The following is a 26228-nucleotide window of genomic DNA, read 5'->3' on the forward strand; positions in this document are numbered from 1 at the left end:
AAAACTCTTGGAATTGGGAGTGAAATTATGTTCAACTAAGCAAATCAAAAATTATTTTGCTCACTGCTGTTACTGTATCTCTTAGTCACGCAAAGTGCTGTATTACCATCTGACACAACGGAGAAAAAACAATGACTAACGTGAAACCAAACCGTACCGTGCGACGGGGAAGATTGTTCCCAGAAATTCAGTGGTCAGAAGAAAAAAAAGCCCATTGGCGCGCTGAAAGAGCGACATTTCGCAAGCGTTGCAAAGTAATTTTCGATCGCCTTAAACCAGAATTAATTGACACTCACTACAACTGGTACATGGCGGTTGAACCTGATAGCGGGGAATATTTTATCGACAAGGATGATATGGCGGCTACCAAAATGTGTCGCCACAAACACCCAAATGCTATCCCCTACCTTTTCCGCATCAACAATACAGGGGCGTGCGGCTCAATATGATTGAAGGAAGATTTGGTGATGAGGACGAGCTATTTTTTGAAGTTGAATTGATTGCTAATAACGGCTTAGAATTACCTGTTGATGCTCTGCTAGATACAGGTTTTTCGGGCTGGTTAGCAATGGACGAGCAAGATTTCGAGGGACTGGATTGGATTTATATTAGGCGACAAGAAATGCGGACAGCAAAGGGAGAATTTGATTTCGATCTTTATGCAGGGAAAGTACGCATAGATGAGCAAGAATTTGACATTCCCGTTCATGTGGGTGACGGAGTACCGGAAATTTTAATCGGCCGCCAGTGGCTAAAAACTCGGCGGTTAGTAGTTGATATATCTGCAGCTATTTTGACATTGGAAGCTAGTTAAAAGCAAAATGAATTTAAAAAGTTTTGACATAGTAATAGTAGGAGCAGGCCCAGCAGGCGGTCACTGCGCGAGAATCCTAGCCCAATCCGGCCACAAAGTCTTGCTGGCAGAGCAAAACGATAATTTTAATAAAAATGACTTTTCTAGCGCCGCCACGCCTCTAGAAACCCTCTCTAAATTCGATTTACCTGAATCCGTTATCGGCAGTTTTTGGCACAAACTTACTATTGAAACTAGCAAAGTCAGTCAAACTTGGGAGTCGCCCGAAAGCTTGGGAGTTGTTCTCAACTTTGCTAAATTTAGAGCTTTTTTGGCCAGCGAAGTTGAGCGATTTGGCGGTGAAGTTCGGCTTGGTTATCGCTACACCGGACATTCACAAAGCAAGGGCGAAACAACAGTCGAATTTAAACAGTTATCCGACGGTCAAATTTTAAAGGTTAGCACTAAAGTATTGGTTGATGCTACTGGCTTTGCTAGGGCGATTATGTACAAAAAAGAGAATGATAAGCCAGATTTTTTGTCGGGAACCGGAATCGAATATTTGATTGAAGTAGAGCCAGAAATTTACAATAAATACAGCGGCGATTTAATCTTATTTGTGGGCGATAAATGGATGCCTAAAGGTTATTCTTGGATATTTCCAATGGAACCAAACAGGCTGAAAGTTGGTGCTGCCCGCATTTTTTTAGAGCAGAAAACGCTGAGGCATTTGTCACCAATGAAAAAATATATTGATTTACTGATTAATGAATATCTAAAGTCTAAAAATTATAAAATTCTTGACAAACACGGTTCCATGCTGAAGTACAGTCGTGGTTTGAAGGATATTTATTGCAAGGATAATATAATTGCGATCGGCGATAGTGTTTCGACAGTAAATTTTTTGGGTGGCGAAGGGATTAGACACGGGATGGATGGTGCCCAAATCGCAGGGAAATATATTCAAAGGTATTTGGAGGGGAAAATCTCAGATTTTCGGGATTATGAGACGGAAATGCACCGCAAGTTTGATCAGAAATGGCATATTTCGGAAAGGTTGGCGGTGAGAAAGTATATCGATGATGTTAATGATGAGCTGACCGATAAAATAATTTATTATTTAAAGTATATGAAAACTGAAGATGTGATGGATATTTTATTTTATTATAAATTTGAGAAAATTTCCAGAGGGTTAGGCGGTTATTTGCAGAGAAAAATCAAGGAATTGATTAAGAAATTTTAATTGTAAGTTTCGTCCGGTGAGAGATGTTAGTTGAGGAAAAAATCTCGCTAATTGACGCACATTACTAAGCTAATTTTAAGGCATTTTCGGCGGTGACTTGAATGCGCGGCAGCGACAATAAAGAATCTTCAAAACTGCTCAAATTTAATGTATATGATACACCAAAAGTATATCCACTCGCTCCAATTAAATGCGCTACAATTGGATCGACATCGCCGTAAGGATAGGCAAAACATTTAACAGGTTTCTCTAATTCCCGTTCCAAGATAGCACGGGATTTGGCTGCCTCCCGCACAATTTCTGTCGGCGACAATGCAGTCAAAGGTTGATGAGTAGCAGACATAGAACCGAATTCAATCCCTGCATCCCGCAGTTGCAAAATTTCCGACCATCCCATTAACGGCACTTCTTCAAATTCGGCTTTTTCCCAACTATTTGTCTTTCCTATTGACTCCGCTACGAGAAAAACAGTTGCTGTAAAATCAAACCGTTTTAGCAGAGGCCAAGCATATTGGAAAAAGTCGAGATAGCCGCCGTCAAATGTCATCAATACAGCTTTACCGGGTAAAGGAGTTTTAGCCAGTTTCGCGCTTCGCCAATTTTCCCAACTCGCACTGTAATAACCCAGATTTTTTAGATTGTGTAACTGTTGTTCAAAAATTTGGGGAGTAACTGCGTCTAAACCGTCAGGATAAATGCGGCGGTAGGAGAGAATCGGGAGTTTTTGTGTAACGCTATGGTTGTCCAAAAATTGAGGTTTCACCGAGTGAGAAACTTCCCGATAAGAAGATTTTGAGCCAATGATTTCCGGTGCATAAAATACTTGCTTTGGAAACTCGTTTTCTTGGGGAATTTGCATTGTCGGTTCCCCAGCGATTGCTGCGGCTGACTCGATTTCCGGCAGCGCCGCCGCCGGGAGTGAGGCGCGACGGCTGACACTCGTCCCGATCGCACCCGATCGCCTGCCGAACATCACCGCATTTTGGGGGTAAATGCCCCCAGCACCCGGTGCATTCAACCATTCGGGCAAATTAGACCTTTGTTGAGCACAAGAGGCTAAGCGCGATCGTAGCCATTGCTTGCCGTTGAGTGGTTTTCCCAGCAAAGCTTCTCGCACGGCGGTGATGCACAACTCAAAACCCATATTTCGATTAATTGTCGATCGCACTTTTTGAGCCGAAACAAAATTATTTTCCACCGCAACAGTAACAATACCGACAGCAACGCCACCTACTTTTACCAGCACGTCTATTTCAGAAAGCTCAACTTTTATATTAGCAAATTCCTCGCTAATTTCTAAGATAATCAATTTTTTTTCTAGGGTAATTGTTGGAACTTCCTCAGCTATTTCAGGCTTGTAGAAATCCTCCAAATGCCAATGCGGACGCCCCCATAATTCTTGCATAAATAGCGTCCAATCATGTTTAGGGTGCAATGGTTCCAGCAAATTTTCCCACAATTTATTGCCTTTTTCGCAGCGATTGCGTTGAAAGAAGCGATCGAGAATTTGCCAAGCAAACTGGGCTGCAACCGCATCCGCCAAAACCGCAGCCGCCACCATGCCATCGCAAATCGGCAATTCAATAATACCGAGTTGAATTCCTTCTAGTTTGATCGTACAGCACAGGCGATCGCATAGTTGCCAAGCGTAAATATCCGAAATTGGTTCGGTCACTTCCACCGTAACTTTCCAGGTCATTTCATCCTTGACTCGCTGAATTTTATCTAAAATATATCTGATTTCATTGCGCGTGAAAATTTTATGATATTTGTGAACGTTACTACTTTTGACATCTCTCTCAATTCCTTTGTGCCAAGGTAGATTTAAACTGAGCTTCGCGGCTTTTTCTTGATAGTTAACGAGCATTGTGCCGTCATATTCAATGCCCATAAAATTACAAATTTTTCCTAGAAGTTGTGTTTTGTTATCTAAAAGCTCCTCATATTTAACTAATATATGATTGGATTTATTAATGTATTTGTGGCTAGTTAACATCGCGTGTTCCCAGCGATAGATACAGTGGTTTAAATCCCAACCAGCGCCCCACAATTCGTTAAAACTCCTAGTAGCATCATACATAGAAGCTATTGTATCCATACCGTTTCGCAAAATATGTATAAATTTCGCATCCGGCAAAAAGCGCTCTATGTCATCAATAAAATATATGTGTTCCGGCGTTTTTTCCAACCAAATGCTTTTTTTTTGTTCAGCAGCCAAACCATCCAAAACTCTCACAAACCAACTAGCTTTAGCTTCCACACTTTGGCTGTCATCAAAATCTTTCAAAAGTTCAGGACGTTTAATCTCATCCTTAAAAAAAGCTTCCATTCTACCTGGCAACTTTCCCGCAAACTGATCGTATAGCAAATAGTGAAAAAACTTAGATTCCGGAAAAGAAATAACTTCTGGATGAGCAGCTAATAAGCTTTGAAGAATTGTCGTGCCACTGCGAGGCGAGCCTAGGAGAAATATGCGTTTCATAACATTTTGCAATTATAATTAACTCTAGATTTTGAGGGTGATTGGGTTTCCTTCTCGGAACCCAACCTGCCAATTCTAACTCCAAGTAAAATCCTGTTTTAACAAATCAGAAAGTTCCTGATTGTAAGGTTGAAAATAATCTGTCAGTTGTTGTTCGATTGCTGCTGGTATTTTGCTGTACTCCTCGATCGTATTAATCTCATATTGTTTACTTACGATCGCACTAATATCCAAGAAATCTAACACTTCCGAAAAAACTTTATCGGTATTTGCCTCAAAATCTTCGCTTTTGAGAATTAGCAACTGTTCCCTCGGAAAATAATCAAGCCAATTCCTGATTTGTTCAACATAAATTCCTCGCGACAAATACGAATAATGTTGGTGGTTGAAACTGTAATAACTTTGATCGGTTTTAATTTTTTCAATTTCACCTTTTAGGCGATCGGGCTCGGAAGCGATCGCCTTTTCAAAATCCAGCTTTTCGCAGCCGATCGCGACTTCTAGATGATAGTGCAGCCAAGCTCGTTTAACCGGGTTTCGCAGCATTACAATCAGCTTAACATCCGGGAAACACTTGTAAACCCGCTCGGCCACCAACGGATGATAAATATAGTAAGGAGTCATTTCCCACAGCACCACCTTCTCATCCGCCACACTGCGCGTCAACTGCTTGCTGTACCAATCAACACCCCGCTCAAAATTCAAATCAAAAAAGTGAATGTTGCGGGAACCATCTTTGATAATTTGCAAGTGATTTGCGAGATAGCCGGATAGAGGTTCTGTGCCGCACTTTTGAGCGCCAATAATTAAAAAGTCTGGTTCCTGCTTATTTTTCAACTGAGTCGAAATCTTGGCATAGGCGGGATTATCCTTATTCAATGCGTGAACTTTCTCGGCTGGTTCTGGTAAATCCGTAACCTGCATTTTGCCATCAAATTCCCAGTGGTAGGGCGGACAAAGAATCGTTTTTTGGCTTACAGTCGATCGCACGTACAGCGGATAAAGGTGCCAATGATAATCGTAGGCGTAAGCCAAACTCTTCTCGTAAACCCCAGCATTCACGTAATACTGACCATTGCCTAAATCCAACCTGTCTACGTGCAGGCGGATTGTGCCTTTACCTTCCGCCAGCGGCAGCAATCTGCCCATTTGATTAGTATTAGTCTCAAAACAACTTTGACCGTCTTCCCGGCTAATTGTCACGCCAAAAATAGCAGCCGAAATAGGCTTCGGTACAGAATAATGAATTTCCACAGTAATAGGATCGCCACTGTTTATCTCATCATCCGGCAACACTTTAACATCCGTAATTTCTACTTCCAAAGAACCGAAGCGATTGTCATTGACTCGCAGTTGCGAACCCATACTCGTCACTTCAGGAGGACGCATGGGAGTGCGTTGTTCGGTTGCTGGGCGCATTTCCGACAAATACTGACCGACTACCACTTCCGGTTCCCCGTAAGCCACGATTTCACCTGATTTCAGCCACAAAGCCCGATCGCACAATTTATGAATTTGCGCCGCGTTGTGAGAAATCAAAACAATCGCACATCCTTGATTCTTAAACTCCGTGATTCTGTTCAAACATTTAGTTTGAAAAGCCACATCACCAACCGACAAATGTTCATCAACTAACAGCACTTCTGGATCGGTGTGCACCGCCACCGAAAAAGCCAGCCGCATTTGCATCCCGGTACTGTAAGTCCGCAGCGGACTATCAATAAATTGTTGCAATTCCGCAAATTCAACAATATCATCAAACCTGCGGGCCACTTCCCGACGAGTCAAACCAGCCACCACCGCACCCACAAACACATTTTCTCTGCCCGTTAAATCCCAGTGAAAACCCGCACCCAAATCCAACAAACCGCCAATTCTACCATTAACTTCAATAGTTCCTTCTTGAGCATGACCGATACCACCAACAAGTTGCAGCAGCGTCGATTTTCCCGCGCCATTCTTGCCGAGAATCCCCAGCATTTCTCCGGGAGAAACGGTGAAATTGATATCCCGCAGTGCCCAAAAACGCGCCTGCGGTTTCATCTGCCGAAAACCCGCCAAAGCGGCCTGCATAATCGTATAAGGTCGATCGGCAGAGTAGCGGTTGAAACGTTTCCCCAAACCCTTGACAACAATAGCGTGACGCATTTACAATTCCTCCACAAAAGTATTGCTTTGCCGTCTAAAAATTCCCAGTCCGATCGGCAAAAGAGCAGCCACAACCAAGCTAACAATTAACAGCGCCAGCCAATCCGGCTGCGTACCTTTGAGCAGAATGGCGCGGTAAGCTCCAAGCAGTGGTACCATAGGATTTAACTGATAAAAAGGCTGAAATTCTTTCGGGACACTGTTTAGGTCGTAGAAAATCGGAGTCAGGTAAAACAGCATCTGCAAAACTACGCCCAAAGTGTGCTGAGTATCGCGAAAAGTGACATTCAAAGCGGCGAGGGGATAAGCCAAACTGACTGTCAAAATAAACTGAATAACCATCAGCAGTGGCAACACAAACAGCACTGCACTCGGCTGAACGCCATCAATTGCCAGAAAGATAATTAACACCGGCAAAGCTAACAGAAAGTGAATTAGCCCAGTCATAGTAGTGACTACCGGCAAAATTGCCGTGGGAAAATTCGGCTGTCTGATTAGCGCTTTATTGTTGGTAATTAATCCCGTTGCTTGAAATAATGCGGTTTGAGACCAACTCCAGATTAACAAACCGCTGAAAGCAAAGGAAGAAAATTGCGGAACGTTAATCGGTACAACAGAGCGAAATACAAAGGAAAATACAGCTAACTGCAACAGCGGATTGATTAAAGTCCAAGCAATCCCCAAAGCCGATCGCTTGTAAAGTAATTTCATATCGCGATCGACCAACACCCGCAGCAAATCGAAGAAATGAGCGATTTTGCGCCTGTAAATCAGCTTTGGAACACTTCTCATCGCAGACCTCCGGCAACTTCCTGCGGTTCAGACTGTAGTTGCTCTTCCGGCTCAATCTCAGCTAACTGCTGCGCCTGCAACTGCGCTTTTCTGTAAGCAAAAGGACTGTCGAGAGCTCCCAGCAACTCGCTGACTACCAACTTGCGCGGCAGCAAACCCGGAGATCCCAAGCGGCGCACCAGCCACCAACCAAGCCACTGAAACATAGCAAATTTCCAAATTTCCCAGCGCGGCACAGTGCGGTTGCGATAGCACGTGAGTACATAAGCCCCAAAACCGCGCCCGTTATCCTGCAACTGCCGGCTCAAAGCCTCGGCACTGCGTCGGTGCAAGTGCCACACAAAAGCTCTCGGCTCATAAAAAGTCGAGTATCCATTCGCCAAAATCCGATGAAACATCTCAATATCCCCACCACCGCGAGTCGCAGTCCCCACATCTAGAGCAACGTCAAAATTGCCCACAGCCTCGAAAACTTGCCGCCGGAAAGCCATATTCGCCCCCACGCCGTATTTGCTCGCCCACAGCAACTCCCGCACAGAAAGCTTGCTACCGTTGGTTTTGTGGCGGTCTAGGTGTTGCAGCATTCCGCCATATATCAGTTCAAATTGCTGTTGCGGCAAGGTTTCCAGTTCGGCAGCAGCCACTAAACCGCTCACAGCCATAATTTCTGGGTCAGCAAACGCCGAAGCAATACCCCGCAGCCAGCCGCGATCTGGCCGCACGTCGTCGTCAGTAAAAGCAATAATCTCATGCCGCGCTTCCGCGATCCCGCGATTGCGCGCCCAGTCCAATCCTGGCCGTTCTTCCTTGACGTAGCGTACCGGCAAACGCGCGACTAATTCAGCGGTGCTGCTGGTTGCAGGAGCGTTGTCTATAACGATAATTTCGCGGTGCGGATAGTCTAGGGCGAGCAGAGCTTCCAGAGCGCCTTTGAGCAAATCTGTACGATCGCGCGTGCAGATGACAACGCTAATTGACGGCAGATCGCGATCCGGCACTGCTTCAGAAACCGCGCCGAATTGCTCTCCTAAAGTCGATCGCACCAACTCTTTTCCTAACTGATCCACAATTGTTTGTCGCACTCGCTCAGCGGAAATTGTTTGTTCCCAGGGATTGTTACTAACATAAGCCCAGCCCAGAGGCCGTCCCCGGTATCGAACTAAAATGCGAACTCCTTCGTATTGTTCGAGTTGCCTAATCGGATTAATCTGTTCAGCAAACTCAATCTCCATCACTTTTATTGCCATAACTTGCTCCTGAAAATTTTGCAGCGGGCCCTAGATAGAAAAGTTTTGACTTGGGACTTTTAAGTTTGGGGTTGCAACTTTCCAATTTCCCAACTTTTGAGGTTTGAGTTTTTGGTTTAACTTCCCCGCATTCAGTAGATATGCACGAAAAAAAATATCTTCTAGGGAATAGTTTAGCTAAGCATAACGAGATATAAACGAGAAGATGAAGGCACTCACCTGCCCGAATCATGTAATCTTTATTTGCACCTATTTACTTAGCTATTAATTGCTAACTCGTAAGTTTCAAAAGCAACTACAGGTTTTTCTTCAAGCGTTTCAGCACTGTGGGGCAAACCGTTAACCGCGATCGCCCCAGCCAGCGGTTGAGCAAAGTGAAGCGCTAGAATCGATCGCAAGTGAGCGCCCCGCAGCGGTTCCGCCCCCGCTTGCGGAAAAATATGGCCGATTGCCAGTTGGTCGTAATACAGGTAAACCCCAGCCGGTCGTTCCGCGTCCAGCAGACTTTCTGCCGCTTCCCAACCTTGCTGCAAATCAATGTTAATTTCATGTCCGCCCAAATCAGCACGAGCCGGGCCCCCTTGCATAAAACTAGAAATAGCAGAGCGACTTTTTAGCTCATCAATCACACCCCGCAAATACCAATAACCGCGCAATTTTGCCCGCAACCACCGCCAAGTTTCCCGCATCCCCAAGCTTTCGAGCAAATCCAGAGATTTCCTGCCTCCCACAGCCAGCCAATCCATAACCGCCGGCCATAAAAACGTGAGCGCCACCACAATCTTGTCTACCAAAAAATAAGGAGTTTCGTAGTCTTTTATGTGCAGCGTCGGTCTGAGTTCCGGGTGTCGGCGGCCGATCAAAACATCCGATCGCCCTTCCTGACGAGAGCGGCGGAAAGAGCGATCGAGATTGTTAGTTTCGTGTTCGTAATGATAGCCCACAGCATCCTGCGCTAAAGCAAAAGGTACATCAGCTTTCAGCAAACGCAGCCCAAACTCGTAATCTTCCCCGCCGCAGTTCCCGAAAGCCGAATCAAAGCCTTCGACCCGAGCAAACAGTTCTGCATCCAAAGAAAGGTTGCCGCTGAGCAAATCTTGATAAGTAAATCGGTGATCAGGTTGGCTCATCTGATAAAACTTCTCTTCCCACCACGAGCGCACTTCCACGTCAAAAAACCTAGTTCCTCCGTGCAACTTAGGCGGATAGGGCCCCATGACAGTCGCTCCCGGACGCTCTCGGTGAACCCGCGCGTGGCTTTCCACCAAAGGAGGCAGCGCTTCGATGTCGTCGTCGAGAAACAGCAGCAATTGCCCGCTAGCCGAAGCTGCTCCTGTATTGCGGGCGATGGCAGCGCTCCGGCAATTTACCTCGATCACCTGCAGTTTAAACTGAGCTTTGTAGTCTTGTAGCATTGCCAAAGTATCGTCAATGCAGCTATCTGCCACTACAATAACTTCGAGCAGGTCGATCGGATAAGTCTGCGAGTGCAAAGCATCAAGAGCGCGCCGCAGCGAAGAACTTCGATTGTGGCTCGGAATAATTATGCTAATTGTTGGATTTTCCCTATTCATATTAGAGTGGTATTTGGTAATTAGTAATTGTTATTTGGTATTGGGAAATTAATATTTGGTATTTGGTATTTGGGGATTTATAAGTAGTGATTAAAATTTCCAACACTCTTACTTCTTCCCTGTACCCTCAATATCCATCTGTTAAATCCCTTAAATCCATTACACCATCCGTTGCCGGACTTCCCTGTTCCTCCTGACTAATGACTAATGACTAATCCCAACAGCTCAGACCTTAGTTTCATTTCCCAGATTCATTTGTGAGTAAATCTAAAATCTAAAATCTAAAATCTAAAATCGATTAACTTCCCCTTTAACTTCCTGCAACCGCTTGCGAGAATAAAAATAAGCCCTCGGCCCGCTAATGCACCCCCGCATTTGAGCCAAAAGTAAATCACTAGGAATACAGCCCGGTTGCTTTCGCAAAGAAGCAAATAATTCAGGAATTTGCTTGTAATACAGCCATGCCCAAGCTAATAGAGGCACACTAAATTCTTTGTTAATTACAAACAGCCGCGTCCAGAAAGCATAGACTCCGATTCCGTAGCATCGCAGCAAGTTGCGTAGTTCTTCCCAAGTGCGTCGGTGGCGGTGCCAACTCAAAGCCCTCGGTTCGTAGACGATGCGGTAGCCCGATCGCAAAATGCGGGAAAACAGTTCGCTGTCTGAACCGCACTTAGCGGGCGTTCCCACGCCCAAAGCTTCGTCAAACAGGCCAATGTAGTCGATCAAACTTTTTCGCAAAGCCATACTTGCCGAAACCCCCACTGGAGCTATAATCAGCGGATTGCAGTACGCCCCGTCAACAACTCGGCGCTCGTAGCCCCGCCCGTGGGGGCTGTAGTGCTCAAACCATTCTTGCGCTTCGGTTTCCAGTTCCAATGGCATCACCAGCCCCGTGACGCACATCACTCGCGGATCGCTAAAATTCCACAAGAGCGATCGCAGCCAGTTCGGATCGGGGGCAGCATCGTCATCTGTAAAGGCTACGAATTCGTGTTTAGCTTCGCGTAAAGCTCGGTTGCGGGCAGCGCTCTCGCCCGCTACATCTTCGCGGACATAGCGGATTTTCGGGTAATTTTTGACCAATTCACTGCTGGCCTCGGTGGCGGGACAATTGTCAATTACCAGGTATTCCTGACCATCATCTGGCATCAGCATCAGCGCATCTAGACAGCGCCGCAAATCTTCCGGGCGATCGCGCGTGCAAACTGCTACTGTGGCGAGCGGCAATGCCTCCACAGGCCCCCGCTCATCCCATTTTAGAGTGTCGTAGAGCCAGTTTTTCCACAAGTTGTCACCAGCAGCATTCATCAGTGCTTCCCGTAATTCGTCACCGCCAAGACGGCCTCCGACTACGGGCAAAAGAGCTTGACCGATCGGTTTTCCGTGCAGTCGAATTAAAATCAAGGCTTTGCTGTAACGCTCCTCAACCGTAATTTCTGGCGGGAGTTTGGAGATTTCCAGGTCAAGAATAGCTGTTGCCATTTTAGAGTTTAGATTTTAGATTGCGAAAAAATCCTAGATACTCCCTATATTACCGGATGTATTTTATCAGAAATTGTTTTAGGGGATAGCAACTTCTCAATGCCATACTTGCCGATTGCCGATCGCGAATCAAAGATAAAGCCTCATTGTTTTTATTGCTTTTATTTATTTTTACTTTCAATGACCCGCTGATGTCAAGTTTTTTCCCCACACAACTTTTACCACCGGCAACGATCCCTCGTCGAGGCTTGTGTCAATTGCAGGTGTTATTGGCAGCCGACCGCCACCAAGCCTCGCCATTAATGCCACCTCTAAAAACCAGATTTTTTGACAAAACCCGGTTTGTGCGATCGCTCCTCATTTCAGCTTTAATTGCGATCGGGTACTATTCAAGGGCAATATACCAAACCATTAAGCACTCTGGCAATTCCAACTTTCGCAAGTACGTAGTTCTATAGCAATCCCAAGCCAGTTGTGAGAATAGAGACCGAGCCCATGAAATACTCTTTTTTGACAATCAAGCCCAATGCTAAGTATAACGGCACAAAAAACCATAATATCTTGTAGGGTCTTGTAGGAGCCTGTTGAGCTAAGAATCACTCCTATACAACCCACTTTATGAGTGATCTCACCCGCGCGACCCACATTTTCGCGATTGCCCAAATCAGCACGCGCCAAGCCTCCGTGCATAAAACTAAAAATTTCCGATCTAGTTTTGAGTTCATCAATCACACCCCGCAAATACCAATAACCGCGCAATTTTGCCCGCAACCACCGCCAAGTTTCCCGCATCCCCAAGCTTTCGAGCAAATCCAGAGATTTCCTGACTCCCACAGCCAGCCAATCCATAACCGCCGGCCATAAAAACGCGATCGCCACCACAATCTTGTCTACCAAAAAATCACGAGTTTCGTAGTCTTTTATGTGCAGCGTCGGTCTAAGTTCCGGGTGTCGGCGGCCGATCAAAACATCCGACGGCCCTTCCTGACGAGAGCGGCGGAAAGAGCGATCGAAATTGTTAGTTTCGTGTTCGTAATGATAGCCAACAGCATCCCCCGCTAAAGCAATGAGATGCTACCCCTACCGCAGACGAATAGTTATATAGCAATCCTAAATGATTTGCGTAATTATTGTAGGGGCAATCCCACGCCCGGTTGCCCCGATAAATAGGGGGTAGGCACTCTTAGCACTACCCCTACAAATTTATCTGAATGATTTAGGATTGCTATAGCAACCCTAAATCATTTGTGAATTTCTTACGGACTCCCACCGGATTCGGGGAGGGTTGGGGTGGGGCAAAAAAATTACGACTCATTTAAAATTGCTATAACTACCCATTCTATCAAGAATAATCCCTAATTTCTATCGGTTCGGTAACAGTTGAATCAACTATTAAACGAAATTTGAATAAGGGTGAAAATATCGATCGTGGAATGTGGAGGGTGTTTCCTCTATCCATTGTCTGCGCTGTGCTTGTCTCAATGGTCAACTTTCCACTAGATGTATTTGCTTTCACTGAGAGGCACGCTTGGTATTTGGTATTTGGTATTTGGTAATTTATAAGTGGTGATTAAAATTTCCAACACTCTTACTTCTTCCCTGTACCCTCAATATCCATCTGTTAAATCCCTTAAATCCATTACACCATCCGTTGCCGAACTTCCATGTTCCTCCCGACTAATGACTAATCACTAATGACTAATCCAAAAAGCTTAGACCTTAGTTTAATTTACCCGATTCATCTGTGGAGTAAATCTAAAATCTAAAATCTAAAATCTAAAATCTAAAATCTAAAATCGATTGACTTCCCCTTTAACTTCCCGCAACCGCTTGCGAGAATAAAAATAAGCCATCGGCCCCCTAAGGCACCCCCGCAGTTGAGCCAAAAGTAAATCACTAGGAATACAACCCGGTTGCTTTCGCCAAGAAGCAATTAATTCAGGAATTTGCTTATACCGCAGCCATCCCCAAGCTAATAGAGGCACACTGAATTCTCTGTTGATTATAAACAGCCGCGTCCAGAAAGCATAGACTCCGATGCCGTAGCCTTGGAGCGTTTTTCGCAATTCTTCCCAAGTGCGCCGATGGCGATGCCAGCTCAATGCTCTCGGCTCGTAGACAATGCAGTAGCCCGCGCGCAAAATGCGGGCAAAAAGTTCACAGTCTTCGCCGCCCACCGTGGGTGTTCCCGCCCCCAAAGCTTCGTCAAACAGGCCAATGTAGTCGATCGAACTTTTCCGCACAGCCATACTCGCCGAAACTCCCACAAGATGCACAATCAGAGGATTGCAGTGCGCCCCATCAACAACTCGGCGCTCAAATCCCCGCCCGTGGGGGCTGTAGCACTCAAACCATTCTTGCGCTTCGGTTTCCAGTTCCAATGGCATCACCAGCCCTGTGACGCACATCACTCGCGGATCGTTAAAATTCCACAAGAGCGATCGCAGCCAGTTCGGATCGGGCGCAGCATCGTCATCTGTAAAGGCTACGAATTCATGTTTAGCTTCGCATAAAGCTCGGTTACGGGCAGCGCTGGAGCCTGCTAAGTCTTCGCGCACATAGCGGACTTGTGGGTAATTTTTGACCAGTTCCTTGGTAGCGTCCGTGCTCGGACAATTGTCAATTACTAAGTATTCCTGACCATCATCTGGCAGCAGCATCAGCGCGTCTAGACAGCGCCGCAAATCTTCCGGTCGATCGCGCGTGCAAACCGCTACTGTGGCGATCGGCAATGCCTCCACCGACCCCCGCTCATCCCATTCTAGAGTGTCGTAGAGCAAGTTTTTCCACAAGTTGTCACCAGCACAATTCCTCAGTGTTTTCCGTAATTCGTCACCGCCAATACGGCCTCCGACTACGTGAAAAAGAGCTTGGCCGATCGGTTTTCCGTGGAGTCGAATTAAAATCAAGGCTTTGCTGTAACGCTCCTCAACCGTAATTTCTGGCGGGAGTTTGGAGATTTCCAGCTCAAGAATAGCTGTTGCCATTTTAGATTTTAGATTTTAGATTTTAGATTGGGAAAAAATCCTAGATACTCCGTATATTACCGGATGTATTTTAGCCGAAATTGTTTTAGGGGATAGCAACTTCTCAATGCCCTACTTGCCGATCGCCGATCGCGAATCAAACATAAAGCCTCATTTTGTTATGGCTATTATTTATTTTAACTTTCGATGACCCGCTGATGTCAAGTTTTTTTCCTACAAAATATTTTTTATGGAAAACCTTCGCACCTCGATGCACGTGTTAATTGCAGGCGTTATTGGCGGTCGGCTTCCTCCCCAGTCTCCCCATGAATACCACATCTAAAAACCAGATTTTTTGATCAAACCGGGTTTGTGCGATCGCTCCTCATTTCAGATTTAATTGCGCTCTGATAATATTCAAGGGCAACATACCAAACAATTAAACACTCTCGCCCTTCAAACTTTCGCGATTAAGCCGCGCACGGATTAGGTGAAAAACACTCCCAAACTCAACCCTAAATCAGACCTAGCAATGATAAAAAAACAGGAGATTACAGGCTAGTTGGAGACTCATCGAGATGAGATTACTTCTGGCAAGTTAGTGGTATTTTTACAGGATGAATATCATCTATTGTCTGGGGATTTATGTGGCTATGTTTGAGGTTCAACAAAAAAACCCATCGTTTTGCCCCCTAGTCAATGAGCGGAGTCAACAAACCTATTATGGGGGAGTCAGTCGATTTGAGATTTGAGACTTCGGCGAGCAATCAGCCGAGCCGTCTCGCCGCGCTCAGGCGTTTGGCGAGCACTCAGCCCAGTCGAGTTGAGTCGAACGATTTGAGATTTACTTCACAGATGAATCTGGAGTTTGAACAAGAGTCTAAAACTTTAGGCGGCAGGCGATGCCTGTCGGAAACTTATATCCGTTTTTGGGTGGGGTCAAAAAGCCATTGACACTCTCTCCTCGATAGCCACAAGGTTTGCTTAGAAGCATGTATCAAATTTTTACAAAGAAACCCAGCAAACTCATAAAGTCTCTCTCTGCCCTGACAAAAGCAGTTAGCTAGCATGATGCTGGTTCTCCGTTTTTCAGATTGGACTATACACGACCCTCAAAACCCTAAAAATGAAGAATTGTAAAGTTTTATCAAGATGTTTGGTCATCTGAATTAAAATCTTCTCATAAAAAAGATTACCTTTTAGCAGGCGCAAATTGTGGAAAAAGGTTTAAAACTCAGAATATGAGATCGAGCTCGCTGCTCTTACATGGTGCAATAAAATGTAACTTTTGATGCAAGAACCAGTAGCCTGAACTTTGTCCAAGGCCGAATGCCCGTCCGGCCAATGCCTTCGGAAAATCGCTTTGTGGGCGCTGCATCAAATCTTAAGTGCAATTACTTTCCTTGCACGAGAGCCGGAGCCTTCGAGCAAACATTTAACTCCAGGGCTTACGCACCACAACTTTAGATAAACCGGGTTTTTTTACCGGGAGCGAGGGCGGCAACAAACTGTTTTCGTCCATCAAATCCGGTTTCTGCGTCCGATACTGAACTTGATCGAATGAATGCAGTCGCAACCAATGTTTAAATGTGGCGATACTGCAAGTTGCGTGCAAAGCAGGGAGCTAACCGCAGTGATGGATCTCGATTGTTTACCTTACGGCGCAGGCCACGCACAGGAAGGGGTCTGTCTGCTAGTGCGAATGGGGCCGCACCGCATTTTACTCGACTGCGGTGTAGAGGATATTGCACCGCTGTCAGCGACACAAAATCGATCGCTGCCAGCCGATTTTGTGGTGTGTACCCACGCCCACTCTGATCATGCCAGAGGTTTGCTAGCACTCCATCAATCTTTCCCCCACTTGCCAATTTATGCCAGCGAAGTGACAGCGCGACTGCTACCGCTCAACTGGCCACAACTGGCTCAGCAGCCAGAGTCACGGTTCTGTCATGGACTGCCCTGGCAGTCGCCGCTCGAAGTGCGCCCAGGACTGAGCGTGCAGTTGTTCCCGTCGGGCCATTTGCCCGGAGCGGCGACTGTGCTGCTGACTTATGCAGCCCCGCACCGCACCTACACCGTGGTTTACACCGGCGACTTTTTCCTGTCCAATTCTCGTTTGGTGGAAGGTTTGCCCCTGGGAGAACTCAGGGGCATGAAGCCGGATGTATTAATTTTGGAAGGCAGTTACGGCACGGCGCGCCACCCTCACCGCCGACAACTAGAAAATCAGTTAGCCGATCGCATCCACCGCGCCATCGCCGACGGGTACTCGGTACTGCTGCCCTCGCCGGCCCTTGGTTTGGGCCAAGAAATGCTGATGCTGCTCCGCAGTCACCACTACTTTACTGGCCGCGACTTAGATATATGGGTGGACGGCACTGTCGCCGACGGGTGCGATGCTTATCTGGAACTGTTACCCCAATTTCCCACCGCCGTCCAAAATTTTGCTCTGCACCAACCTTTGTTTTGGGACGAAAGGGTGAAACCCCGCGTCCGCCGGCTGTCTGCCGAACAACGCCCTGGATTGGGAGCCACGCCCTGTATTGTGATTACTGACCAAATAGCTGATTTGGGTTTGTATGTTGCCGATGGCACACATCCTTGGATTTTGCTCGCCCCTCAAAAACCAGGATATCCCGTCAGCGACTGGCTGGGCAACAGGCCCCAATTTGGAGTCACAAGTGTCGAAACTTATCTGCTAGCCGAACACTGCGACGGGCCGGGGACTACCCAACTCATCCACAATTTGCGTCCCCAGCACGTAATTTTGATCCACGGTTCCCCTGCATATTTGGCTGACTTGGCTAACTTGGACGAGCTGCGAAACCGGTACCAGTTGCACACTCCGGCGGCCGGAACACTTGTCGAACTGCCGATCGGGGAAATGTTTTTGCAGCCCGCTATCCCAGAAACCAACTATGAGGGAGAACTCAGCGAATTGGGGACAGAGGTAGCAATTAGCTTGCCGAGTCCGATTACAGCCGATCCTCGGTGGGCCAATTTTGCCGATACCGGTTTGGTAGAAGCGCGCTGGCAAGGCGAAGAACTGGTACTGCGCGGCATCTCCCAGCGGGAACTGCTTTTTCAAGGCAGCGCCGTTCAGGCAAACCTCGAATGCTGCGGCAATTGTCAGCACTACCGCAGCCAGCGCTGTTGGAACCAGTCCAGTGCTTTGTTTGGCTTTAAAGTTACCCCCGACGGTTACTGTCCCGTGTTTAAAGCGATACCGGAGTCGGAACTTTTCCTAGATGGCGAAACAGACGGCGAATAACCTCTCGGACACCTACAAACTAGCCTGCAGGCCCAGAAAACAAAAAAACAGTCATAGACGCAACCAGACAAAAAACCCTGTTTCAGCAGGGATCGGGTGTCGCGCATTGAATTTTTAAACTACTGTGTATTTACGCTGTTGTCTCGTGGGTAGGAGATTCCGCCATCAAGCTTAAATTTAAAGGCAAAATAGCTTATGTGGTCACAACCCAGAATATGTTTGGCCTAAACCGGGTTTTTTGCATAATTTCTCCACAAAAAAGGGAGAAAAGTCGTTTTCTTTTCCCCCAAGTTTTCCTTGTGCCTCAAGCGCGAGCTCAAAACTATTCCAAATTCGAGTCCGGGTAGTGATTGCGAATTTGTTCGGCTTCGGGACAATCGTCAGAAACTAGGGGTTCGCAGTTAGTTCGGGATACCGAAGCCAACTTCTGGGATACAGCTCCAATACTTTCAAGACGCACCATTTCTTCCCAGGAGCTGATTTCGTCTTCTTCGTCGGTTTCGTAGCGCAGCGTGACTAGATCCCCTTCAATATCTAGGATACGAGCGCGCTCTATCCAACGTTGCTGATCTCGAAGAAAAATAGAAACCTCACGACCATCACAACAGAGTTGATAGATTTTGCGCTGTAGCATTTGTCAGTTCTCCTGCGCAGTGTAACTTGCTTAAAATATGGTCTGTTTACCGTAACGTACTTTGGGTTTTACATCGGAAGGCACAGCCGTATGGACTGGCCAGTTTCACGTTTTCCGCAACTTTTGTACCGATGGGAGTTACCAAATTCGATTTTACCACCAAATCTATCTAGTACGCCATTTATCCAATTACAGGTTTTGCAGTCAGTGGCATCCCTCGTGAGAGGCATTTGCCAGCATAGATCGAAGCATTAGGAATTGACGACGGCAGGCGATTAACAGCGACAATAAAAACAGACTCTGCCTCATAAATCTCGCTCTCTTTGGCCTCAAGTCGCCCAGAAACCTCTGGTTTCGACGTTTGTTCGATCGTCCAGTAACGCAGTCAAGGCTCAATCTCAAATCTCAAATCTCGAAGCGAAAGCTCTAAAGCGACACTCAAACAGCGACAATAAAAACAGGCTCTGCCTCATAAATCTCCCTCTTTTCTACCTCAACTCCCCCAGAAACCTTTTGTTTCGACTTTTGTTCTGGTTCCGAGTACCCTCTGTGAACTCAATCTAAAATCTAAAATCTAAAATCTAAAATCTAAAATCGATTGACCGGAGTGTGATAAAAATCACTGACAGCAGGCAGCCCCTAAATGTAGAAAATGGTGGCGGCCAACAACTAGCTTCAAAACGGGCAGCGGAACCTGTGGCGGTTAAGCTAAAAGAATTGCGGTTCCGTTCAAAACAAATTGGAGTCATTGCTCGTGCGTATTAAGGAGGCTAATTGATGGTGTACGCAGAAAATTGGTCGCAGCCGTCTATCTTGGAGCTAGCGCGATCGGGCAACTTTCAAGCCCTGAATTACTGGATTGACAGCTTGCTGCGCCCAGAAGGGATTTATGCCCGCGTTGAACAGGCTCAGGCCGGCTGCGTCCAAATCCTCGTAGAATTCCAGCGCGAATTTGCGCCAGATACTACATTACTCGGGAGCACTCTCCGGGAAGGCTTAGTCAAATTTATTTGCCACCAACTCTGGAGACTCAACTCGCCAGCAGTAGAAGGAGTGCGAATTCACGCGCGCTTGGCTGGGGATGCAGACATTCTCTGGAAACAGTCAGTGCGAATTGTCACTCCGGCCAACCGCCAGCGTCGGCGTTACCGTTCCCTACCAGTCGTCGATTGGGTTAAATTTAAAACGTATCGTTCTCTGCTGCTAGTGGGATCGGCACTTGCCTCTTTTATTTTAGGGTGTTGGGTCAGCTACCACGAAGCTCTGACCCTGCAGTTAGTATCTCCAGTATCCGGCTACCAGCAAGCTGCTGTAATTTCGGGGCCGCCTCCAAAACGTGCGGATACGGTGCAAGCGGCATTAGAAGTGGTACCAGTAGTACAGCAAAAGCAAGTTGCTAATCCTTACGACCCAACAGTAACGCTGATGTTCGGAGGAAATGTGAATCTATCGGATGCGCTCGGAGCATCTGCTGCCAACGATCACCAATGGGCTTTCGCCAATATGGACGAGTACCGGCAAGCAGATGTGGCGATGGTTAACCTAGAAAACTCCCTGACTCGCTCTACATTGGGCTCTGGCAAAAAACAATTAAATTTTAAAGCCGATCCAGAATCGGTGAAAGTATTAACAGCCGGAGGAGTGGATATTGTCAATCTGGCAAATAGCCGCGCTATGGATTACGAGGAACCGGGGCTGGTGGAGACGATGAATACTCTAGATAATAGTGGGATTCAACACCTGGGAGCCGGCAGAGATATTAAAGAAGCGAGGCGTCCAGATATTATTGAAGTTAAGGGTCAGCGGATTGCCTACCTCGGTTATTACGATGCCGAGCTTAACGTCGCTGACCAAGGGAAAGCGGGCACTAACCCCCGCCGTAACAATCGCGTGGCCGAGGATATTAAAGCTCTTAGGGGTCAGGTAGACTGGATTATTGTGAATTACCACTGGGGAGTCGAATTGGCAGATTATCCGGGGGACTGGCAGATTGATTTGGCTCGGTTCACGATCGACCAAGGAGCTGATTTGGTAGTGGGACACCACCCCCAGGTATTGCAAGGTGCAGAACTTTACAAGGGCCGCCCGATAGTTTACTCGCTGGGTAATTTTATATTCGGCGGGAATGCTCGCAGGGATTACGATACCGCAGTCCTGAAAGTATCGCTCAAAGACAGGAATATGAAGGTAGAGTTTCTGCCTGTGGAGGTGAAAAAGTTGCAGCCGAAGGTGTTGAAGGGAGCAGCAGCCGATCGTATCCTCAAACGTGTCGAGCAAATTTCTAGTATTTTCGATCGACCGATGCAATCTTCTGTAGTTCTCGATGCCCTAGTCCAGCCAGGAGCAGCATCAAAAACTCCAAATTCTCCATTGCCAGGAGCAGCCAAGAGCGGTACATACCAGCCCGGGCGAGGTTCCGGGGGAACCTCCGGTGAAAGCACTCAGCAAGGGCCCGGACAACCCAAACCTACTTTGATTTTGCCGGCTTTGCCGGCTGCGCCCCAACAGCCGGACAACTCCTCATTTTTCCCGAACGGGACAGGGCCTGCAATTGAGTCAAACTCCCCTCCGAATCAAAATTTGCCGCCGCGCATCTACCCCACTCAACCTCAAAATCCCAGCCGGGAACCAGAGCCGTTTACAAAAGAGCCATTCATCAAAGAACCGTTTATTTCGCCCCCATCTCCTAGTCAAGGAGCAGTGCCGAGTCCCCAAAGCTATCTTCCCCCCACTCGGGCTGTATCTTTTGAAGTTGCACTCAAACAGCAGCCGGCCTCGGCGATCGTTCCAGCTAACAGCAGCAACCGCTCCAAGCACCGGATCGCCCTGCCTCCTATAGCTAGGAGCATTGGTTAGCCGGTGGGGGCCGGAGCGAGGATGCAGGGGGAGGATAGGGGCGGTAATGGGTGAACATCAAGATAATAGCGACCAATTATTAACGATCGATTTACTGACAACCAATGATCAATGACCTACTACCGATGACAAATGTGTTTGCGATCGCGCTCAAGCAAAAGCAGTACAAAACCTATATCCTCTCCGACGAAACGGCTAACTCTACTTTAGAAGTTGTGCCGGAACGGGGCGGTATTGCCACTAGCTGGCTGGTTGAAGGCAAAGAAATCTTCTATTTGGACGCGGAACGGTTCGCCAATCCCGATCTGACTGTACGCGGCGGGATTCCCATCCTATTTCCCATCTGCAGCAATCTCCCCGACAATACTTACACCCACAAGGGAGTCGAGCGTAAGCTCAAACAGCACGGCTTTGCTCGAGACTTGCCTTGGACAATAGGTGAACAAGTTACGGAGGGTTGCGCCGCTCTTACGCTGATTCTCGATAGCTGCGACAAGACGCTGGCTGTTTATCCCTTTGATTTCCAACTAGCCTTCACTTATCAGATTAAAGGCAATTCTTTGGAAATTTTTCAGCGATACACCAATCTGTCTGCCGAACCCATGCCGTTTTCTAGTGGTTTGCACCCCTACTTTTTGGCGACGGACAAATCTAAGCTGCGCTTTGAGATTCCGGGGATGCAGTACAGAGATCAGAACACCCACCAAAAGGGTTATTTCACAGGGGTTTTTGACGATACGCTGGATGAAATTGACGTTTCCTTTGACGAACTCACTGGTCTTGCTGCTACTGTCACTGACGCGGCGAGCGGCTTGCGGCTCACCCTCAGTTACAACTCCAGCTATGGGAAGTTGGTTTTCTGGATGGTGAAGGGCAAGGATTTTTACTGTTTGGAACCTTGGACTGCTCCTCGAAATGCCCTAAACACTGGCGAACACTTGATTTATTTGCAGCCGGGAGCGACTTGCGAGATGCTGGTTCGCATGACTGCAAATTTTATTTAAAAAACACTTGCTATTTCCAATGAGGGGTGCTAATGTTAGAAATTGTGTGCGGTAACAATGTTTTCGCGGGTCGCTAGCTCAGCGGTAGAGCATTCGGCTTTTAACCGATTGGTCTCGGGTTCAAATCCCGGGCGACCCATAAAAAATTTGTTAGTTAAAAATTTTGAGTTTTGAGTGGAATGCTCGGAACTCAAAATTTTGTTTTTTGAACTTTTAAGTAAATCTGGAAAGATAGTGCGCGATCGGTGGCAAATTGTCTTAATATTATCGTAAGAATTAAGCTTGTCCAAAATTCACTGCCCAAAAATCACAAATAATTAGGAGGAATATCTATGGCGCTTGTACCTATGCGATTGCTGCTCGACCACGCGGCTGAAAATGGTTACGGCCTACCGGCTTACAACGTCAACAACATGGAGCAAATCCAAGCGATCATGCGCGCTGCTGACGAAACCAACAGCCCTGTGATTCTGCAAGCTTCTCGCGGCGCTCGCTCCTACGCTGGCGAAAATTTCCTGCGCCACTTGATTTTGGCAGCAGTTGAAACCTATCCTCACATTCCCATTTCCATGCACCAAGACCACGGCAATGCCCCTGGCACTTGCTATTCTGCCATGCGCCAAGGTTTTACCAGCGTGATGATGGACGGTTCTCTGGAAGCGGATGCTAAGACTCCCGCTAGCTACGAGTACAATGTTCAAGTTACTCGCGATGTGGTGAATGTTGCTCATTCGATCGGCGTTAGCGTTGAAGGCGAACTGGGTTGTTTGGGTTCTCTGGAAACAGGGATGGGCGAAGCAGAAGACGGCCATGGCTTTGAAGGTGCGCTTTCTCACGATCAGTTGCTGACAGATCCTGAACAAGCTGTGGATTTCGTCGAGCAAACCGGCGTTGATGCTCTAGCAGTCGCGATCGGCACTTCTCACGGCGCTTACAAGTTCACTCGCAAGCCGACTGGCGAAATTTTGGCAATCAGCCGCATTGAAGAAATTCACCGCCGCTTGCCGAATACTCACTTGGTAATGCACGGTTCTTCTTCTGTGCCCCAAGAATTGCTGGAAATTATCAACAGCAACGGCGGCAAAATCCGCGAAACCTACGGCGTACCTGTGGAAGAAATCCAAAAGGGCATCAAGTGCGGCGTTCGCAAGATCAATATCGATACTGACAACCGTTTGGCAATTACTGCTGCGGTGCGCGAAGCTTTGTTTGCCAAGCCCGATGAGTTTGATCCCCGCCACTTCTTGAAGCCGTCGATCAAGTATATGCAGAAGGTTTGTAGCGATCGTTATAACTCTTTCGGTTGCGCTGGTCACGGTACAAAGATTAAGCAAGTGTCTTTGGACGATTTTGCAGCTAAGTATGCTAAGGGCGAATTGAGTTCTTCTGCTAAGAAGACTGTAGCTGTTTAAGAATTTTAGGTTTTAGATTTTAGATTTGTCTGAGGTCTAAAGTTAGGATTGCCGGGTAGCTTTGAAGTTGCCCGGTTTTTGTTTGTGCGATTTTATGTATTTAGTTACTGGGCGATTGAAATCGCTACTATACAAACTAAGTCTGCCTCCGCAGACTAAAGAATCAACGAGGCATTAAGGTGACAAAGTAGGGCGCACAACACGAATCAGTTTACCTTCTAAAGGTTCTGCGGCGACGATCGCAGTGTGGATTCGGTTAGCCAGGGCTTCCCAATTGCGATCGTTCGTACAGGCGATAATGCCAGCATGAAGGGACTGTATCCGATGCAGCCGAAAGAAATCTTTACGGTTTTCGGTAATGACGGCACGTTTTTCGCTAGTAGCAAAAGCTAAAACATCCGAGTCAGGAATTTTCTGATTCGCTCTGCCTGCTTCTTGGACAGTCAAAACATCGTGTCCTAAAGCTCTCAGTAATTCTACAACAGGATAGGGGTATTGCTCATCGGCATAGAGACGTGCCATCGGCTACAAATCCTCGTCCATCACTTCATCGTTTTCCCGAATTTCTGTTTCAATTTCATCGGAGAAAGCTTCAGCATAGGCCCAAGCGTTAGCAATATCAGTAGCAGAGAGTAATCGATAGCTTGTGAGTAAGTCTGCTTCGCTATAGCCAATGCGACGAGCTTCTACAAGTCCCCAAACGGTGATGCGAGTTCCAGCAATGCAGGCACTCCCGCCACAGACATCAGGCGTTTTTTCAATACCGCGCCAAGGAGTGATTTTGCCTTGAGTGAGGAGTTGAACGACTTGAGCTTTTTCGTCGTCAGAGAGTGCCAGGAGTTGAGACTCTAATTCTTTCAGCGTCATGACAAACAAGGGAATTGCGACTACCGATCATTCTATCGAACCGATCGCCCTATTTACCTGATCGCCCCTTGCCACTCCTAGTAATTTGGGTGAAGCCCCAGAATCCAAGCAATGGTTGTATAAATTACACTGTATGGGCGATCGCATATTGCCTCAGTACAGGTGAAATCGTGTAAAAATTTGCTTGTTGTTCTATCAAGCAGCGCCGCGATAGAGATTGCAGCGCATTTGGCAAATCTGAAGCCGGAATTCGGTCATTTTCTAGCAACTTTGCCCGGTTGATTGGCTGGCTTTCTTTCGCTAACAAGGAGATTACTTGTTTTTCTAGTTCGGATAGGCGATCGAACTGCTGTTGTAAAACATCTTTCAAATCTTCCGGCAACAATATAGTATCATTTGGCAATAACTCTGTCACGCCTCCTCCCAAGTCTTGAATCAGATTTGCCACGCTTTTTAACCATAGGGGGTTGCCTTGGTAGCGATGAATGAGTGCTTCACTGTTGTCGCTTTCTTCTAACCCATAATCTCGGAGTATTTCTCGTCCTGCGGCGATGTCTAAACCTTTGAGTTGTAAGGTACGAATAGAAGTATTTTGGCTTTTAGCTTGAGTCACTTCTCTCGGTTGTTCCCAACCAATTAACATCAAGCAGCTTTGATGGGATAATTTTTCTATTTGTTTGAATAAAGTGCGATATTCTTCGGATTCTGGTTTATATTTTCCTGCCAATTCGCCGCTACAGAAAAGGTTGTGAACGTCATCTAAGACTATTAGACAGCGATGATTTTGTCAATACTTAATCAGCGGTAATGGTTTCTGGTTTGTTGGGGATGAATCTTGTTTTTCTGACTGGGAAAAAAGCTGTGTTAGGTTAGATTGAAATTGATCGATGGTGGGGAATTCGTCTAGTGTGTACCAAGCTGCGTATTCAAACTCGTCTTTGATTTGTTTTACGAGTTGTACTGCTAGGGATGTTTTGCCGATGCCGCTGATACCGGTGAGGGTGATGAGGCGGCAGTTTTGTTGTAGAATCCAGGTTGTGAGGGTGTTAAGAGAGGGGGTGCGATCGTAGAAGTCGCCCAACTTCGGCATTTCGCTTAAATCTTGATGTAGAGTTTTAATTGGTTTTGAGTTAGATGTTTCCTGATTTGGTGGGTGCGAGTTTGGTATATCTGGCGGTTCTCTGTTTTCTCCACAAAAATTAACGAAGCCTATTTGCACAGAGTCTTGTGCATAATGTGAAACTATCGAGACTTGCAACCTCTCCATTGCCGATCGTAAATTTGATTTACTGATATCTTCTCCCAACTCTTCTGAAAGTATCTGCCATAATTGCGAACCAACTTGCCTAACACTACTTTCCGAACAATCAAACTCTTTAGACCTCTTGCAAAAGTCCCCAATAAGGGCAATAGTGAGGTGATTGAGAGGAAAAACTGATGACTTACGAACAAGT

22 protein-coding genes, 1 tRNA gene and 1 pseudogene are annotated in these 26228 nt (G+C 46.7%); 11 read left to right on the forward strand and 13 right to left on the reverse strand.

Annotation, left to right across the window (positions count from 1 at the left end; genetic code table 11):
• The first annotated feature begins 131 nt into the window (after window positions 1–131).
• The 3 genes from QUA10_RS25820 to QUA10_RS25830 are packed head-to-tail and all read left to right on the forward strand — an operon-like array spanning window position 132 to window position 2036.
• On the forward strand, window positions 132–449 hold the full coding sequence (locus tag QUA10_RS25820; protein ID WP_333085354.1) for a hypothetical protein: 318 nt from the start codon (window positions 132–134) through the stop codon (window positions 447–449).
• Window positions 446–814 (forward strand): aspartyl protease, encoded by a 369-nt coding sequence (locus QUA10_RS25825; protein WP_333085355.1) that lies wholly within the window; start codon window positions 446–448, stop codon window positions 812–814. The genes QUA10_RS25820 and QUA10_RS25825 overlap by 4 nt, the downstream gene beginning before the upstream one ends.
• A 7-nt stretch (window positions 815–821) precedes the next feature.
• Window positions 822–2036: an NAD(P)/FAD-dependent oxidoreductase gene (locus tag QUA10_RS25830; protein ID WP_333085356.1), complete on the forward strand. Its 1215-nt coding sequence runs from the start codon at window positions 822–824 to the stop codon at window positions 2034–2036.
• Window positions 2037–2100: 64 nt separating this feature from the next.
• On the opposite strand, the gene QUA10_RS25835 is transcribed toward QUA10_RS25830, so the two are convergent.
• The 7 genes from QUA10_RS25835 to QUA10_RS25865 form a co-directional block, all read right to left on the reverse strand.
• Complete coding sequence (locus tag QUA10_RS25835) at window positions 2101–4518, reverse strand: sulfotransferase (protein WP_333085357.1); 2418 nt, start codon at window positions 4516–4518, stop codon at window positions 2101–2103.
• Between the two features lie 75 nt (window positions 4519–4593).
• Window positions 4594–6666 carry a Wzt carbohydrate-binding domain-containing protein gene (locus tag QUA10_RS25840; protein WP_333085358.1) on the reverse strand — a complete coding sequence of 691 codons (2073 nt, stop codon included), beginning with the start codon at window positions 6664–6666 and terminating at the stop codon, window positions 4594–4596.
• The gene (locus QUA10_RS25845) at window positions 6667–7458 is read right to left on the reverse strand and encodes an ABC transporter permease (protein WP_333085359.1); all 792 of its coding nucleotides are present in this window, start codon (window positions 7456–7458) and stop codon (window positions 6667–6669) included.
• A complete protein-coding gene (locus tag QUA10_RS25850; RefSeq protein WP_333085360.1) occupies window positions 7455–8705 on the reverse strand; it encodes a glycosyltransferase in 1251 nt (416 codons plus the stop codon). Before QUA10_RS25850 ends, QUA10_RS25845 begins: the two co-directional genes overlap by 4 nt.
• A 257-nt stretch (window positions 8706–8962) precedes the next feature.
• Window positions 8963–10279 carry a glycosyltransferase family 2 protein gene (locus QUA10_RS25855; RefSeq protein ID WP_333085361.1) on the reverse strand — a complete coding sequence of 439 codons (1317 nt, stop codon included), beginning with the start codon at window positions 10277–10279 and terminating at the stop codon, window positions 8963–8965.
• 288 nt (window positions 10280–10567) lie between these two features.
• On the reverse strand, window positions 10568–11764 hold the full coding sequence (locus QUA10_RS25860; RefSeq protein ID WP_333085362.1) for a glycosyltransferase: 1197 nt from the start codon (window positions 11762–11764) through the stop codon (window positions 10568–10570).
• 411 nt (window positions 11765–12175) lie between these two features.
• Window positions 12176–12730 carry a hypothetical protein gene (locus QUA10_RS25865; protein ID WP_333085363.1) on the reverse strand — a complete coding sequence of 185 codons (555 nt, stop codon included), beginning with the start codon at window positions 12728–12730 and terminating at the stop codon, window positions 12176–12178.
• 362 nt (window positions 12731–13092) lie between these two features.
• Here QUA10_RS25865 and QUA10_RS29210 point away from each other — a divergent pair.
• Window positions 13093–13283 (forward strand): annotated as a pseudogene (locus tag QUA10_RS29210) (ISKra4-like element ISMiva1 family transposase); the annotation flags it as partial.
• A gap of 271 nt (window positions 13284–13554) precedes the next feature.
• On the opposite strand, the gene QUA10_RS25870 reads toward QUA10_RS29210, so the two are convergent.
• Window positions 13555–14751 carry a glycosyltransferase gene (locus QUA10_RS25870; RefSeq protein ID WP_333085364.1) on the reverse strand — a complete coding sequence of 399 codons (1197 nt, stop codon included), beginning with the start codon at window positions 14749–14751 and terminating at the stop codon, window positions 13555–13557.
• A gap of 678 nt (window positions 14752–15429) precedes the next feature.
• On the opposite strand from QUA10_RS25870, the gene QUA10_RS25875 reads away from it, so the two are divergent.
• A complete protein-coding gene (locus QUA10_RS25875; protein WP_333086417.1) occupies window positions 15430–15684 on the forward strand; it encodes a hypothetical protein in 255 nt (84 codons plus the stop codon).
• A gap of 682 nt (window positions 15685–16366) precedes the next feature.
• A complete protein-coding gene (locus tag QUA10_RS25880) occupies window positions 16367–18001 on the forward strand; it encodes an MBL fold metallo-hydrolase (RefSeq protein WP_333085371.1) in 1635 nt (544 codons plus the stop codon).
• A 322-nt stretch (window positions 18002–18323) separates the two neighbouring features.
• On the opposite strand, the gene QUA10_RS25885 is transcribed toward QUA10_RS25880, so the two are convergent.
• On the reverse strand, window positions 18324–18635 hold the full coding sequence (locus QUA10_RS25885; RefSeq protein ID WP_006633466.1) for a DUF6679 family protein: 312 nt from the start codon (window positions 18633–18635) through the stop codon (window positions 18324–18326).
• Between the two features lie 609 nt (window positions 18636–19244).
• Between QUA10_RS25885 and QUA10_RS25890 the strand changes: the two genes are divergently transcribed.
• The 5 genes from QUA10_RS25890 (at window position 19245) to fba (ending at window position 23907) form a co-directional block, all read left to right on the forward strand.
• Window positions 19245–19400 carry a hypothetical protein gene (locus QUA10_RS25890; protein ID WP_158307982.1) on the forward strand — a complete coding sequence of 52 codons (156 nt, stop codon included), beginning with the start codon at window positions 19245–19247 and terminating at the stop codon, window positions 19398–19400.
• A gap of 12 nt (window positions 19401–19412) precedes the next feature.
• Window positions 19413–21491, forward strand: a complete 2079-nt coding sequence (locus tag QUA10_RS25895) for a CapA family protein (protein WP_333085365.1) — start codon at window positions 19413–19415, stop codon at window positions 21489–21491.
• Between the two features lie 134 nt (window positions 21492–21625).
• Complete coding sequence (locus QUA10_RS25900; RefSeq protein WP_445243607.1) at window positions 21626–22495, forward strand: aldose epimerase family protein; 870 nt, start codon at window positions 21626–21628, stop codon at window positions 22493–22495.
• A 67-nt stretch (window positions 22496–22562) separates the two neighbouring features.
• Window positions 22563–22634: transfer RNA gene (locus QUA10_RS25905), tRNA-Lys, on the forward strand.
• Window positions 22635–22827: 193 nt separating this feature from the next.
• Window positions 22828–23907 carry a class II fructose-bisphosphate aldolase gene (fba, locus tag QUA10_RS25910; RefSeq protein WP_006633469.1) on the forward strand — a complete coding sequence of 360 codons (1080 nt, stop codon included), beginning with the start codon at window positions 22828–22830 and terminating at the stop codon, window positions 23905–23907.
• 174 nt (window positions 23908–24081) lie between these two features.
• Here fba and QUA10_RS25915 read toward each other — a convergent pair whose 3' ends face one another.
• From QUA10_RS25915 to QUA10_RS25930, 4 genes are all read right to left on the reverse strand, one after another.
• Window positions 24082–24429: a DUF5615 family PIN-like protein gene (locus tag QUA10_RS25915; RefSeq protein WP_333085367.1), complete on the reverse strand. Its 348-nt coding sequence runs from the start codon at window positions 24427–24429 to the stop codon at window positions 24082–24084.
• A 3-nt stretch (window positions 24430–24432) separates the two neighbouring features.
• Window positions 24433–24774: a DUF433 domain-containing protein gene (locus QUA10_RS25920; RefSeq protein WP_333085368.1), complete on the reverse strand. Its 342-nt coding sequence runs from the start codon at window positions 24772–24774 to the stop codon at window positions 24433–24435.
• 124 nt (window positions 24775–24898) lie between these two features.
• Entirely contained in the window at window positions 24899–25501 is a 603-nt protein-coding gene (locus QUA10_RS25925) for a hypothetical protein (RefSeq protein ID WP_333085369.1), read from the reverse strand.
• A gap of 60 nt (window positions 25502–25561) precedes the next feature.
• On the reverse strand, window positions 25562–26228 hold a 667-nt coding region (locus QUA10_RS25930), incomplete at its 5' end, for an NB-ARC domain-containing protein (RefSeq protein ID WP_333085370.1).

Origin of the sequence: Microcoleus sp. Pol8_D6 (genome assembly GCF_036700965.1) — a bacterium.
In the GTDB taxonomy this organism is placed as follows: Bacteria; Cyanobacteriota; Cyanobacteriia; order Cyanobacteriales; family Microcoleaceae; genus Microcoleus.